At 72.7% G+C, this 14,387-nt stretch carries 12 protein-coding genes; 8 read left to right on the forward strand and 4 right to left on the reverse strand.

The window, feature by feature from the left end; genetic code table 11:
* The first annotated feature begins 12 nt into the window (after window positions 1–12).
* The 5 genes from JNO44_RS23680 to JNO44_RS23700 all read left to right on the forward strand — a co-directional run bounded on the left by JNO44_RS23680 (window position 13) and on the right by JNO44_RS23700 (window position 8,306).
* Window positions 13–2,235, forward strand: a complete 2,223-nt coding sequence (locus tag JNO44_RS23680; RefSeq protein WP_205370324.1) for a terpene synthase family protein — start codon at window positions 13–15, stop codon at window positions 2,233–2,235.
* Between the two features lie 301 nt (window positions 2,236–2,536).
* Complete coding sequence (locus tag JNO44_RS23685; RefSeq protein WP_205365999.1) at window positions 2,537–5,092, forward strand: SpoIIE family protein phosphatase; 2,556 nt, start codon at window positions 2,537–2,539, stop codon at window positions 5,090–5,092.
* Between the two features lie 359 nt (window positions 5,093–5,451).
* Complete coding sequence (locus JNO44_RS23690) at window positions 5,452–5,628, forward strand: hypothetical protein (protein ID WP_205371450.1); 177 nt, start codon at window positions 5,452–5,454, stop codon at window positions 5,626–5,628.
* A 254-nt stretch (window positions 5,629–5,882) separates the two neighbouring features.
* The gene (locus JNO44_RS23695; RefSeq protein ID WP_205366000.1) at window positions 5,883–6,083 is read left to right on the forward strand and encodes a hypothetical protein; all 201 of its coding nucleotides are present in this window, start codon (window positions 5,883–5,885) and stop codon (window positions 6,081–6,083) included.
* Window positions 6,084–6,257: 174 nt separating this feature from the next.
* Window positions 6,258–8,306, forward strand: coding sequence for an ABC transporter ATP-binding protein (locus JNO44_RS23700; protein WP_420882672.1), 2,049 nt, complete (start codon window positions 6,258–6,260; stop codon window positions 8,304–8,306).
* A gap of 29 nt (window positions 8,307–8,335) precedes the next feature.
* Here JNO44_RS23700 and JNO44_RS23705 read toward each other — a convergent pair whose 3' ends face one another.
* Window positions 8,336–9,040: a TetR/AcrR family transcriptional regulator gene (locus tag JNO44_RS23705; RefSeq protein ID WP_205366001.1), complete on the reverse strand. Its 705-nt coding sequence runs from the start codon at window positions 9,038–9,040 to the stop codon at window positions 8,336–8,338.
* A 132-nt stretch (window positions 9,041–9,172) separates the two neighbouring features.
* Between JNO44_RS23705 and JNO44_RS23710 the strand changes: the two genes are divergently transcribed.
* Together JNO44_RS23710 and JNO44_RS23715 are read left to right on the forward strand one after the other, a co-directional pair.
* A complete protein-coding gene (locus JNO44_RS23710) occupies window positions 9,173–9,634 on the forward strand; it encodes a nitroreductase family deazaflavin-dependent oxidoreductase (RefSeq protein WP_240167637.1) in 462 nt (153 codons plus the stop codon).
* A 132-nt stretch (window positions 9,635–9,766) separates the two neighbouring features.
* The gene (locus JNO44_RS23715; RefSeq protein WP_205366003.1) at window positions 9,767–10,300 is read left to right on the forward strand and encodes a hypothetical protein; all 534 of its coding nucleotides are present in this window, start codon (window positions 9,767–9,769) and stop codon (window positions 10,298–10,300) included.
* 210 nt (window positions 10,301–10,510) lie between these two features.
* Here JNO44_RS23715 and JNO44_RS23720 read toward each other — a convergent pair whose 3' ends face one another.
* Window positions 10,511–10,960 (reverse strand): DoxX family membrane protein, encoded by a 450-nt coding sequence (locus JNO44_RS23720; protein WP_205366004.1) that lies wholly within the window; start codon window positions 10,958–10,960, stop codon window positions 10,511–10,513.
* Between the two features lie 191 nt (window positions 10,961–11,151).
* Between JNO44_RS23720 and JNO44_RS23725 the strand changes: the two genes are divergently transcribed.
* Window positions 11,152–12,396, forward strand: a complete 1,245-nt coding sequence (locus JNO44_RS23725; RefSeq protein ID WP_205366005.1) for an amidohydrolase family protein — start codon at window positions 11,152–11,154, stop codon at window positions 12,394–12,396.
* 58 nt (window positions 12,397–12,454) lie between these two features.
* On the opposite strand, the gene JNO44_RS23730 is transcribed toward JNO44_RS23725, so the two are convergent.
* Both JNO44_RS23730 and JNO44_RS23735 read right to left on the reverse strand, forming a co-directional pair.
* Window positions 12,455–13,213, reverse strand: a complete 759-nt coding sequence (locus JNO44_RS23730; protein WP_205366006.1) for a glycosyltransferase family 2 protein — start codon at window positions 13,211–13,213, stop codon at window positions 12,455–12,457.
* Between the two features lie 3 nt (window positions 13,214–13,216).
* Window positions 13,217–14,005 (reverse strand): GntR family transcriptional regulator, encoded by a 789-nt coding sequence (locus JNO44_RS23735; protein ID WP_205366007.1) that lies wholly within the window; start codon window positions 14,003–14,005, stop codon window positions 13,217–13,219.
* Window positions 14,006–14,387 lie beyond the last annotated feature (382 nt).

Below are 14,387 nucleotides of genomic sequence, written 5' to 3' on the forward strand. Positions count from 1 at the left end.
CCGCACTTCTACATGCCGCATCCGGCCCGGCTGAACCCGCACCTGGAGGCCGCGCGGGCGCACTCCAGGAAGTGGGCCCGGGAGATGAACATGCTGGAAGGTTCCGGCATCTGGGACCAGCGGGATCTCGACGCCCACGACTACGCGTTGCTGTGCGCCTACACCCACCCGGAGTGCTCCCAGGAGGCGCTCGACCTCGTCACCGACTGGTACGTCTGGGTCTTCTTCTTCGACGACCACTTCCTGGAGAAGTTCAAGCGCACCCTGGACCGGGAGGGCGGGAAGGCGTACCTCGACCGGCTGCCGGCGTTCATGCCGATGGATCTGGACGCGCCCGTGCCGGAGCCGACCAACCCGGTCGAGGCGGGGCTGGCGGACCTGTGGCGGCGCACCGTGCCCGCGATGTCGCCGGACTGGCGCCGACGGTTCGCCGAGAGCACCGAGCACCTGCTGAACGAGTCCCTCTGGGAACTCTCCAACATCGACATCAACCGGATCCCCAACCCCGTCGAGTACATCGAGATGCGCCGCAAGGTGGGCGGCGCCCCCTGGTCGGCGGGACTGGTGGAGTACGCGACCGGCGCCGAGGTCCCGGCGGCGGTCGCCGGCTCCCGCCCCCTCCGGGTCCTCAAGGACACCTTCTCCGACGCCGTCCACCTCCGCAACGACCTCTTCTCGTACCAGCGCGAGACCGAGGAGGAGGGGGAGTTGAGCAACGGCGTGCTGGTACTGGAGACGTTCCTGGACTGCACCACCCAGGAGGCCGCGGACGCGGTCAACGAGATGATCACCTCGCGGTTGCAGCAGTTCGAGGACACCGTCTTCACCGAACTGCCGACGCTCTTCGCCGAGAAGGGCCTGGACCCGGCCGGCCGCGCCGCCGTCCTCGCGTATGCCAAGGGCCTCCAGGACTGGCAGTCCGGCGGCCACGAGTGGCACATGCGCTCCAGCCGCTACATGAACGGCGGCGGCGCGGGCGCGCCCGGCAGCGCCGCGGCCCCCTGGTCGCCGCTGGTCTTCGGCGGGCTGGGCACCGAGGGGCTGGGCGCCTCGGGCGCCGACCTGGCGACGGCACTGGCCGCGGCCGGCGCCCAGCGGGTCCGCCGCCGCTCCCACGCCCCGTACGAGAAGGTCGGCCCGCCCCGACTCCCCGACTTCTGCATGCCGTTCACCACCACCCGCAGCCCCCACCTGGAGGCGGCCCGGCGCAACGTCGTCGCCTGGGCGCACCGGATGGGACTGCTCCAGCCGCAGCCCGGCGTCCCGCTGTCCGACGTCTGGGACGAGGACGCCCTGGTCCGCTTCGACTTCGCGCTGTGCGCGGCCGGTCTGCACCCCGACGCCACCCTCGACGAGCTCGACCTCGGCACCCAGTGGCTGACCTGGGGCACCTACGCCGACGACTACTACCCCGCGGTCTTCGGCCGGACCGGCGACGTCGCCGGTGCCCTGGCCACCACCCGGCGGCTGTCCGCCCTGATGCCGGTCGACGCCGCCGACCGGGCCCCGGAACCGACCAACGCCCTCGAACGCGGACTGGTCGACCTCTGGGCCCGTACGGCCGGGCCGATGGACCCGGACGCGCGCCGCGCCTTCAAGGCCACCGTCGACGCGATGACCGCCAGCTGGCTCTGGGAGCTGGACAACATGGTGCTGCACCGCATCCCGGACCCGGTCGACTACATCGAGATGCGCCGCGCCACCTTCGGCTCCGACCTCACCATGAGCCTGAGCCGGCTCGGCTACGGCCGTCGGGTGCCGCCGGAGATCTACCGCAGCGGCCCGATGCGGTCGCTGGAGAACGCCGCCGCCGACTACGCCTGCCTGCTCAACGACGTCTTCTCGTACCAGAAGGAGATCGAGTACGAGGGCGAGGTCCACAACGGCATCCTCGTCGTGCAGAACTTCTTCGACTGCGACTACCCCACCGCGCTGGCCATCGTCCACGACCTGATGACCTCCCGGATGCGCGAGTTCCAGCACGTCGCGCGGAACCAACTCCCGATCCTCTACGACGACTTCGACCTCTCCGCCGAGGACCGCGCCACCCTCGACGGCTATGTCGAGGAACTGGAGAACTGGCTCGCCGGCATCCTCACCTGGCACCGCGAGTGCGGCCGATACCGCCCCGAACACCTCCGCCGCCGGCCCGGTACACCCGGCTGGACGCCGGGGCCGACGGGCCTGGGGACGTCGTCGGCACGCCTGACGGAGGCGCTCGGGGCGGCCCGCTAGGAGAAGGGGGGGACGGGGCCCGGCGGCCAGGTGGCGCGCCGGATCCCTCCGCGTCCGCGACGCCGTCGAGGTGGACGTGCGGGCGGGGTGGTGACGGAGCGCGGGTGGGGGGGGCGCGCAGGGCGACTGATCCGCCGGAAGGGTCGGCCCGCGGCAAGTGATCCCATATGTCGTATTGCTTCTAAAATGGGCATGGTGTGGGCGTCTGTGACACCGCCGAGGACGCCGGTGGACCGCGACGGCAGCCACGCCGCGGCGGCAGCGCCCGGGACAGAACCGGCTGCGACGGACTGGCGATGCGATGACCTCGGAGAATGACCGGCCGGACAGGTCGGGCGGCGGGGCGGGCGAGGGGCCGGGCCGGGCCTGTGACATCGCCACCGCGGCCGCGGCCGAGCTGGACGGGCGCGGGGTGGTGGTCTCCTGGACGCGGGCGGCGGAACGGCTGCTGGGCTACCCGGCGACGGAGGTCCTGGGGCGCAGTGCGGTGACGCTGCTGGCCGTACCGGGGGATGCGGCGCGGGTCGCCGCGGTGGCCCACTGGGCGGGGGACGGGTGGAGCGGGTCGGTGGCGGCCCGGCACCGGGACGGGCAGGCGATACAGCTGGCGGTGGAGGTGTCTCCGGTGATCACCGCGGCGACCGGCGGGACGGCCGCGCCCGAGCGGTGGTCGGTGGTCGCGCTGGAGGAGTGGCGGGTGCCCGGCGGCGGGGTGAACCAGCTGATGCTGGAACCGTTTCTGGCCCATGCCCCGGTCGGCATGGCCGTCCTGGACACCGACCTGCGCTACGTCTGGGTGAACGCGGTGCTGGAGCGCCTGATCCCGCTGGAGCGGCGGCTGGGGCGCACGGTCGCCCAGGTGCTGCCGCGGGACGAGGCCGACGCCTTCGAGGAGCGGATGGGGCAGGTGCTGAAGACCGGGAAGCCGGTCATGGACTACGAGTTCCGCACCCGCAACTTCGCCGACCCGAACCAGGAGCGGGCCTACTCGGTGTCGTTCTTCCGGCTCGCCGGCCCCAAGGGGCGGGGCGTGGGCATCTGGTACATGGTCATCGACGTCACCGAGCGCTGGCGGGCCCAGGAAGGGCTGGCGCTGCTGAACGACGCCAGCGCCCGGATCGGCAGCACCCTCGACGTGACGCGGACCGCGCAGGAGCTGGCCGATGTGGCGGTGCCGCCGCTGGCCGACTTCGTGGCGGTCGATCTGCTGGACTCCGTGCTGCGCGGCGAGGAGCCGGAGCCCGGGCCGGTGGACAGCACCCCGACGATGCGGCGGGCCGGGCAGCGGTCGGTCCGCGAGGGGTGCCCGGAGGCCGCCCTGGCGGTCGGCGAGGCGGTCCGGCGGCAGCCGTGGTCGGCGATCGCGCGGTGCCTGCTCACCGGGGAGTCGGTGGTGGAGCCGCTGCTGAACGCCGACAGCACCTGGGTGGCCGAGGACCCGCGGCGGGCCGACGTGGTGCGGGAATACGGGTTCCGGTCGGTGATGGTGGCGCCGGTCCGGGCCCGCGGCATCACGCTCGGTGCGGCGACCTTCGTCCGCTCCCGGCGGCAGGGGCTCTTCGACGCGGACGACGTGCGGCTGGCCGAGGAGCTGGTCGCCCGCGCCGCGGTGTGCCTGGACAACGCGCGCCGCTTCACCCGCGAGCGCACCGCGGCCCGGATAATGCAGCGCAATCTGCTGCCGCACGCACTGGCCGGCGGGGTGGCGCTGGACGTGGCGTCCTGGTACTTCCCGGCGGACGTCCCGAGCGGGGTGGGCGGCGACTGGTTCGACGTGATCCCGCTGTCGGGGGCGCGGGTGGCGCTGGTGGTCGGGGACGTCGTCGGGCACGGCATCGACGCCGCGGCCACCATGGGCCGGCTGCGGACCGCGGTCCGGACCCTGGCCAACCTGGACCTGCCGCCGGACGAACTCCTCGCCCGCCTCGACGACTTGGTGATCGGGCTGATGGAGACCCGCCGGGACGGCGGCGCGGGCGCCGACGACGGCACGGCCGCCACCGCGCTGGGATTCATGGGCGCCACCTGCCTGTACGCGGTGTACGACCCGGTCAGCCGGTCCTGCACGATGGCCCGCGCCAGCCATCTGCCGCCCGCGGTCCTCGCCCCCGACGGCGCCGTGGACTTCCCCGACCTGCCCGCCGGACCGCCGCTCGGCCTGGGTGCGCTGCCCTTCGAATCGGCCGAACTGGAGCTGGCCGAGGGCAGTTTGCTGGCGCTCTACACCAACGGCCTGCTGGGGACCTACGACCGGGACATCGGGGTGGGCATGGCCCGGCTCGGTCGCGCCCTGGCGGAGCCCGGCGCGACGCTCGACGAGATCGGCGCGAACGTCGTGTCGGCGCTGCTGACCGGCCCGCCGTCCGACGACGCCGCGCTGCTGCTGGCCCGCACGCACGCCCTGGACGCCAGCCAGGTCGCCTCCTGGGACCTGTCCGCCGACCCGGCGGTGGTCGCCGGCGCCCGCAACCTCGCCGGGCGGCAGTTGGCGGCGTGGGGGCTGGAGCCGCTGCGCTTCACCACCGAACTGGTCGTCAGCGAACTGGTCACCAACGCCATCCGGCACGGCAGCGGCCCGATCACCCTGCGCCTGATCCGCCAGGACGCCGCCCTGATCTGCGAGGTCTTCGACACCGGCAGCACCGCCCCGCACCTGCGGCACGCCCGGACCACGGACGAGGGCGGCCGCGGGCTGCTGATCGTCGCCCAGCTCACCCGCCGCTGGGGCACCCGCTACACGGCCAACGGAAAGATCATCTGGGCGGAACAGGGGCAGGGGGAACCGCCGCGGGAGTCCTCGGGGGAGACGCCGGGGGATCCGGCGCCGCCCGTCCCCGCCCCGCACGACGCGGGCTGACGCAGGTTGGCGCGGCGTCAGTCGCCGTGCGGACCCCACCGCTGTCGCCGCCGCCACTGCGCATGCACCGTCACCATCCCGCCGGCGCCGAACAGTTCACGTCCCTTCCGGGCCGACGAACGGGCGGTGGCGCTGCACGGCGTACCTCGACGCACCCCGACGCACCTCGGAGTACCTCGGGGGTGCAGCTCGATGTACCCCCGATCCGGGGGCGCTCCCCCTCGTCCCCGGCCCGCGCGCCGGGCATCGTGGTGGACGGGTCGAGCGCACAGGGTCACCGTCGCTGACGCGGCGTCCGCGACGCGCCCGCGTGCCTTGCGCCCCTCGGATCCACCACGCCCGGAAGGACACCGTCACCGATGAACGCCCTGAAAGCCGCGCTCTGGTGCGTACTGGCCCTCGCCGCCGTCGTCAACGCCTTCACCGGCCTCGCCTTCGACGGCGCTCAGCAGGTCGTGCTGAGCGTCGGCACCGGCACGGCCGTCATCGCCTCGGCCGTGGTCCTGTTCCTGATGCGCGAAAGGCGGCGCCCCTGACGCGGTTTCGGCCCACCGCGTCGACCGCGAGCGACCACCCTCCCACCCACAGTGACATGTACCGCATGTCTGAATTTTCACATAAAGCCCTTGTTGGGGATGGGCGGCCGACGTAGTGTCGGAAGTGTCGCGGACAGAACGTTCCTCCGGAACGCACCGCACGGGACGCCCCGGCGGGAACGCGCCGAATCGCCGTACAGAGCACGGTCCGGCTGAAGGCCGCGGCGCACAGTCCGATTTCTCAGGAGGCGAAGATGACCTTCAAGGCATTCTTCCCCCGTAACCGCATCAATGGCGGAGGAGGCGGCGGCCACGGTGGTCACGGTCACGGAGGCCGCGGAGGCTGGGGCTACGGCTACGGCGGCTACGGACGCGGCTACGGCTACGGACGCGGCTTCGGCTACGGCTACGGATTCCGCGGACGTGGCGGACGTGGCTTCGGCTTCTTCCGGTGACATCCCGTCCGTTGCCGTGCCGGTGAAACGGCACACGGCAACTGACGATCACTGACATGTGATTCGGGCCGACGGACCCGACGCACTGCCCGAGGCGGGCTCGCATGTGCGACGCGAGCCGGCCTCGTGGCCTGCCGACCCCGTGATCGACGGCCCGCACCACACGTGGCGACCATGCATCCCCGTAAGGCAGAACTGCCCTACCCCGTACCGGAGTCCACCGGCCCGGAGCCGGAACCGGACCCGTCGCGGCAGCGCGAACCGGCGCCGACCCAGGACCGCTCGCCGACACCGCCGCAGCCACCGTCACCGGCGACGCCACAGGCGTCGAGACGGGGCGCGACACCGGAAGAGGCGCAGCGGCAGCCGCGGCCCCCGTCGCCGCCGCAGGGACAGGAGCGGCCGCAGGCCCCCGCCCCCGCCGGCATCCGCGGTCAACTCCCCACCGAAGCGCCCATCCTGACCCGCCACGTCGGCGCCGTCGAGGCGTTCCACCGCTTCTGGCCGCTGACCAAGGGCGACCGCCGCTGGATGCTGCTGGTGGGACTGTGCGCCATCGTCGCCGCGCTCGCCGAGACCGTCACGATCCTGCTCTTCGCCCAACTCACCGACCAGGCCCTCGCACAGGGCTCGGTCAGCGCCTTCTGGAACCCCGCCGGCACCTGGCTGACGGTCGCGCTGCTCGGCGCGGTGGTGGGCTACCTCGGCAGCTCCCTCGCGGCCTGGACCGCGGAACGCTTCCTGCTGCGCCTACGGGCCCGGGTCTTCACCCACCTCCAGACGCTGCCGCCGCACTTCTTCCAACGCAACCGCCGCGGCGACCTCGTGGAACGGCTGACCGGTGACGTCGACGCCATCGAACACCTCGTGGTCAGCGGCCTGGTGAGCGCCTGCACGGCCGTCTTCAGCACGCTCTTCTACGGCGCCGCCGCACTCTGGCTGCGCTGGGAACTGGCGCTGGCCACCTTCGTCGCCGCCCCGATCTTCTACGCCGCCACCCGCCGCTTCACCGGCCGACTGCGCGAGGTCTCCCGACGCCTGCGGGCGGCCGACGGCGCCCTCACCTCCGTCGTCGAGGAGACGCTGGTCAACGTCGTCCTCACCCAGGCGTACAACCGGCAGCGCGACGAGGAGACCCGGCTGAGCCGGGAGGCACTGCGCTGGCTGCGCGCCTCGGTCGCCAGCGCCCGCCTCAACGCCCTCTACGAGCAGCTCATCGAGGTCCTGGAGACCCTCTGCGTGCTGGCCATCATCGGCCTCGGCGCCTGGGAGATCTCGGCCGGCCGGATGAGCCTCGGCCAACTCCTCGCCTTCGCCGCCTTCATCGGCTACCTCTACCCGCCGATCCGGTCCCTGGGCCAACTCGGCCTGACCGCCACCGCCGCCACCGCGGCCGCCGACCGGCTGCTGGAGATCCTCGACGCCCGCCCGGCCGTCACCGACCCGCCACCCGAGCGCACCACACCCTTCCCGCACCGCGCCCGCGGCGAACTCGCTGTCCAGGACGTCACCTTCCGCTACCCGAACGCCGCCCCCGGTCACCACGCCCTCGCCGCGCTCTCCTTCACCGCGCAGCCGGGCGCGTTCCTGGTCGTCACCGGCCCCAGCGGCGCCGGGAAGTCCACCCTCGCCGCGCTCCTGCTGCGCTTCTACGACCCGGACGCGGGCACCATCCGGCTCGACGGCATCGAGGTCGACCGGCTCTCCCTGGCCGACCTCCGCCGCAACATCACCCTGCTCCCCCAGGAGACCCTCGTCCTGCACGACACCATCGAGCACAACATCGCCTGCGGCCGGGACCACCCCACCCCGACCCACGAGGAAGTCGTCCAGGCCGCCCGGGCCGCCGACGCCCACGCCTTCGTCACCGCCCTCCCGAACGGCTACGACACGGTCATCGCGCCCGCCACCGCCGCCCTCTCCGGCGGCCAGCTGCAACGCATCGCCATCGCCCGCGCCATGCTCCGCGACGCCCCGGTCCTCATCCTCGACGAGCCCACCACCGGCCTGGACACCCTCGCCGCCCAGCGCATCCTCGGCCCCCTCCACCGCCTCGCCGCCGGCCGCACCACCCTCGTCATCAGCCACGACCTCGACCTCGCCACCGGCGCCGACCTCATCCTCGTCCTCGACGAGGGCCACCTCACCGAATCCGGCACCCACCCCGACCTCCTCGCCCGCGGCGGCCTGTACACAGAACTCTTCGAAAGCGGCCGCGGCTGAACGGGGGCGGCGTCCCGCGCCCCGTCGTGCTACTCCCCGCCGACCGCGAGGCCGACGTTCTGGGCGAGTCGGGTGGCGGCGCGGGCGAAGAAGGCGTCGCGGGCCTCGATGACGCGGTTGAACTGGCCGAAGACCTCGAAGCTCACCAGGCCGAAGAGCTCGGCCCAGGCGGCGGCGATCTCCGCCAGGACGGGGGCGGGCAGGCGTACGTCGAGGGTCTTGCGCAGCTCCTCGGCGTCGTCCAGCACCTCGTGCGGAAGCGACGGCGCGGCCGGTGCGGGGGAGACGCCGGCCGGGTACGCGTCCTCGACCACGCCGATCAGGGCGAGGCCGACGCGGGCGGCGGACGCGGTGGTGGCCTGGGGCGCGGCGTAGCCGGGGACGGGTGAGCCGTAGATGAGCGCGTACTCGTGCGGGTGCTCCAACGCCCAGCCGCGGACGGCGCGGCAGACCGCGGTCCACCGGGCGACGGGTGCGGCGCCCGCCCCGGCGAGGGCGTGCTCGGCCGCCTCGCCCACCGCGTCGTAGGCGTCGATGATCAGCGCCGTGAGCAGGTCGTCGCGGCTGGGGAAGTACCGGTACAGCGCGGAGGAGACCATCCCGAGCTCGCGGGCGACGGCACGGAGCGAGAGCTTGGCGGCTCCCTCGGTGGCGAGCTGCCGGCGGGCCTCGTCCTTGATGGCGGCGGTGACTTCCCTGCGTGCGCGTTCCCGCGCTCCCTGGATGACGCTCATGGGGCCAGTCTGCCATCGGAGCGAGCGGCGACCAATATCGAGAGCACTGCTCTTGCTTTGCGGATCCGCGCCATGCACACTGCTCTACAGAGAGAGCGCCGCTCACACTTTCACTTCTCCGGGAGGACCCCCATGAGCGCAGGCGTCGAGCAGCACGTCATCAAGCCGGGCTGGTTCACCCGCAACGTGTTCAACCGGCTCGTCGCCGCGCTCACCCGGCGCGGCATCAGCGTGCTCGGTTCCCAGGAACTGGCGGTGCGCGGCCGCAAGAGCGGGGAATGGCGGTGCACCCCGGTGAACCCGCTCACCGTGGACGGTCGGCAGTACCTCGTCGCGCCGCGCGGCCATGTGCAGTGGACCCACAACATGCGCGCCGCCGGCGGCGGCGAACTCCGCATCGGGAAGACGGCGCGGCCGTTCACCGCCACCGAGGTCCCGGACGCCGAGAAGCCCGAGCTGCTGCGCGCCTACCTCAAGCGCTGGAAGGCCGAGGTCGGCGTCTTCTTCAACGGCGTCGGCCCGGACTCCTCCGACGAGGTGCTGCTGGGCATCGCGCCCAAGCACCCCGTCTTCCGCATCACGCTCGGCTCCTGACCCGTCGGGCATGACCCTGGTCTCTTCGCGCCGCGCGTGGCACCCTGCCCGGCGCACCGTCGGCGCCTCGGACACGGCTCCGCGCCGCGGTGCGCCCGAGCCCGAGTGGGCCCAACGGACAAGGAGGCGGGCATGAGTGCATCCGATGGTGAGAAGTCGCAGCTCGCGTCGCTCGATGCGGAGGCGCCGTCCCACGGCGGGGTGACGACCTCCGAGGAAGCCTTGCGGGACTTGAGGAGGCAGCACCTCGCCCGGGGGCGGAGTGCGATCGACCGCGCGAGGGCCCTGTGCCGTTTCGCCGGCATCGGGGAGCAGGACGCGCGCCCGGTGCCGACGGATCCCGCCTCGAAGGCGGCCACGGCCGTCCGGCTGTCCGCCCAGGCGCTCGCGCGGGTCGCCGAGGCGCCCCTCGATCCGGCGGCCGACGCCCGTTGCGCGCGGAACGCGGCCGCGGCCGCGGCGGTCGTCGCCACGGCCGCCCAGGCGCACGCGGGGGCCGGCGAGCTCCCGGACGCCGCGCACGCCGCCGCCGTGCGGGCTTCCCTGGCCAGTGGGCAGGCGGCGGGCCAGGTGGGCCTGGGCCGGGACGAGGCGCTGAACCGTGCGGCGGACGAGGCGGAGGCGGCGGCGGTGGCCGCGGCCAAGGCGGCGGGGTGGTGGGTCTAAGGTCCGCCCGACCCTGCCCCATCAGACCCATCAGACCCTTCAGGCCCATCGGACAGGCCCTGGGAGAGGGCGGAACGGGGCGGGCCGCCCGTCGGGGCGGGCCCGGATCGCCCGGTGTCCGCCCCGGCGCTCCGCCCGCCCCGACCCCTCACCGTCACGGGCGGAGCACCCACCCGCCGCCGTCACGGGCGGAGTTGCCACTCGCCGCCGTCACAGGAACAGCCCCCAGACGGCGTCCAGTGACCAGCTCTGCCAGCACAGCGCGCAGAAGCCGACGGCGGAGATCAGCGCCATCATGAGGTTCTGGCCCTGCTCCGCCCAGTCGTGGATCATCAGCACGAGGTAGATCAGGTTGAGCAGCAGCCCCGCGACCAGGGCGATCGGCGTCAGCAGCCCGACGACCAGTCCGAGCCCGAGCGCGAGTTCCGCGTAGGCGACGACGTAGGCCATCAGTCGCGGGCGGGGCCGCACGATGCGGTCGAAGCCGGTGCGGACCGCGGACCAGCGGTGTTTGGCGGCGATGCCCGCCGCCCAGGTGATGCCGCCGCCGGTGAACCAGGTCTTCTTGTCCTTGTGGCGCCAGCTCTCCAGCCACCACAGGCCGAGGCCGATACGTAGCACCGCGAACCACTCGGCACCGGTGAGCCAGGTCGTCTGCATGCGAACCGCTCCTCTCGACCCTGCACGGGATCTGATGGGGCGTCAGTTCAGCGGACGGTGCGCGAACGCGCAAGGGGTCGAGTTTCCGGCCCTCCCTTGTGGTCGCAGGGTGGAACTCCTAACCTCCGAACTGATGGGTCGTCAGATTTTGGGCCGGAGTGACTCACCGGCACGGCAGTTGGGGGTAGAGCGTGACCAGCGGCAACGGCGACAACAGCGGCACGGCGGAGCTTCCGAAGGTCATCAGCGTGGACGACCACGTGATCGAACCGGCGCACCTCTTCGAGACGTGGCTCCCGCGGAAGTACCAAGACCGCGGCCCGAAACCCCTCACCGCCGGCATCGGTGAGCTGGCGTACGTCGGCGGCAAGTACCGCTTCACCACGGACCCGGAGGGCCAGGTCACCGACTGGTGGGAGTACGAGGGGCAGCTGTTCCCGTACAAGCGCATCATCGCGGCCGTCGGCTTCTCCCGCGACGAGATGACGCTCGACGGCATCACGCGCGACCAGATGCGGCGCGGCTGCTGGGACCCCAAGGCCCGGCTGGCGGACATGGACGTCAACCACGTCGAGGCGTCGCTCTGCTTCCCGACCTTCCCGCGGTTCTGCGGCCAGACCTTCGCCGAGGCAGAGGACAAGGAGGTCGGGCTGGCCTGCGTCCGCGCCTACAACGACTGGATGGTGGAGGAGTGGTGCGGCGACAGCGGCGGCCGGCTGATCCCGCTGTGCCTGATCCCCCTGTGGGACATCGACCTCGCCGTCGCCGAGATCAAGCGCAACGCCGCGCGCGGCGTCCGGGCGGTCACCTTCAGCGAGATCCCCACCTACCTGGGCCTGCCGTCCATCCACTCCGGCTACTGGGACCCGTTCTTCGCGGCCTGCGAGGAGACCGGGACGGTGGTGAACATGCACATCGGGTCGTCGTCGCAGATGCCGGCGGCCTCCCCGGACGCGCCGCCGGCCGTACAGGCGTCGCTGAGCTTCAACAACGCGATGGCCTCGATGATGGACTTCCTGTTCAGCGGGGTGCTGGTGAAGTTCCCCCGGCTGAAACTCGCCTACAGCGAGGGCCAGATGGGCTGGATCCCGTACGCCCTGGAACGGGCCGACGACGTCTGGGAGGAACACCGGGCCTGGGGCGGGGTGAAGGGTCTCATCCCCGAGCCGCCGTCGACGTACTACTACCGGCAGATCTTCTGCTGCTTCTTCCGTGACAAGCACGGCATCGAGGCGATCGAAACGGTCGGGGTCGACAACGCGACCTTCGAGACCGACTACCCGCACGTCGACTCCACCTGGCCGCACACCAGGGACGTCGCCGCCGACCACGTGGGTCACCTCCCGAAGGACGTGGCCTACAAGCTGCTCCGCGGCAACGCGATCCGCATGCTGGACCTGCCGTTCGACCGTGAGCGGGCGGCCGCCCGACCGTGAGCGGCCCACCGGGCCCACCGGGCCCACCGGGTCGTGCGCGCCGGTCGGCCGCCGCCGGTCAGTCGCCGGCCGGGTACCGCCACGGGAAACGGGCCAGTTCACGGGCCCGGGCCGCCACGACGGCCATCCGGGCCGCCCGCTCGGCCGCATCGACGTGCGACGCCTGACTGGTCACCTGCCCGGGCCACTTCCGGTAGAGGAGCCCCACCTCCGAGGAGAACCAGCCGCGACTGGTGGCGTTCAGGGCCAGCAGCAGCCCGGTGTCCTCGGAGGCCGGGAGGGCCATCCAACCGCCCAGGGCGAGCAGCAGATCGCGGCGGACGCACAGGGACGCCGGGTGGACCTGCGCGCGGAAATCGTGCGCCGTCCAGAAGTCGAGGATCGCGCCGCGCTCGATCGGCCCGGCCTCCGGATCCCCCTCGAAGCCGACGGTGGAGCCGTCCGGCAGCAGATCCAGGACGCGCGAGGTCGCCCAGCCGAGGCCGCGGTCGCCCTCCAGGGCGGCCAGGTCACGGGCGAGCACGCCGGGCGTCAACTGGTCGTCGGCGTCCAGGACTTTGACGTAGTCGCCGTCCGCCCGGGAGAGGGCGATGGTGCGCGCGACCCCCGGTCCTCCGGGCCGCCCCTGACGGAACGTCACCCGCGGGTCGTCCGGCACGTGCGGAGCGACCGCATCGCTCTTGCCGTCCTCCTGGACGACCCAGTGCCACTCCCACCCCCGGGGCAACTCCTGCCGGCACAGCGAGGCGTAGGCGTCCGGCAGGAACCGCGCGGACGGGGCATGGACGGCCGTGACGACGATGATGCGCCGGGGCACGGCTCACCACCTTTCCAGGGAAGTAGTGAACAGCAGTTCCGTGCGGTCGCCGGGCAGCACGAGATCGGCGACGTCGACGACGCGGCCGACGACGTCGTACGAGACCTTCCGGAGCACCAGCACGGACGTGCCGGGCGGCACCTCCAGCTCCGCGGCCTCCTCGGGCGTCGGCGGACGGGCGGTGACCCGCTCCTCGACGCGGTCCAACTCGATCCCGACGGAGTACAGCTGGCTCTGCGACCCCCCGGGCCACGGCTCCTTGGACGCGTCCAGGAGATCGGGATTGCCCGCGATCATGTCGCGGACGAGGTAGGACGTCGTCAGGCCGAAGGGGGCGCTCTCGGCGGCGCACCGGGTCCGATAGCGGCGTTCGAGCAGGGGCGTGCCCTCGGGGACGCAGAAGGCCCCGGCGACGTCCGCGTCCGCCGCGACCTCGCGGTACCGGGCACGGATCACCAGCTCGTCGACCTCCAGGCCGGTGTCGTGCTCGGTCGCCCCGGTCCGCGCCCGCTGCTCCGGGGAGGCGCGCACCCGGTCCTTCTCCCACTGGTGCCGGAGGTTGGAGCGCCGGGCGGGGGTGCGCCGGCACCGGACGAAGGTGCCGATGCCGTGCCGCTTCTCGATCAGACCCTCGTCACGCAGCGCGCGCAGCGCCTCCCGGACGGTGGGCACGCTGCGGCCGAACCGCTCCGCGAGCGTCGTCTCGGCCGGCAGCCGGTCACCGGGCCGCAGCTGCCCGGCGCGGATGGCGGTGCGGAGGTCGTCCGCGATCCGCTCGTACGCCGCTGCCATCGGCACTCACCGTTCCGTCGATCCCGTGATCAACCGGCCAGTTCCAGCGTACGACTCCTCAAGAGGTGTTGAGGTCCCGCCCACGGACCGGCCGCGCCGGAGCCGGAACACGCACGAAGGGCCCCACCGCAAGCGGTGGGGCCCTTCGACATCGTGCCCGGTGAGAGCACTGGCGGAGGATACGAGATTCGAACTCGTGAGGGGTTGCCTCCGACACGCTTTCCAAGTCTTCGTCCGGGGGTCTGGGGCATACGGGACCGTTCTGACCTGTGGTGCGGCAGGGTCTGGTGGGGGCTTTGAACGGTGCTGTACGCCGGTGAATGCAACCAGAACTGCAACCACGGAGCAGCGAGTTTTGCCTGCTCAGTCCACGGGTACGGAG

Origin of the sequence: Streptomyces noursei, assembly GCF_016917755.1 — a bacterium.
Classification (GTDB): Bacteria; Actinomycetota; Actinomycetes; order Streptomycetales; family Streptomycetaceae; genus Streptomyces; species Streptomyces yunnanensis.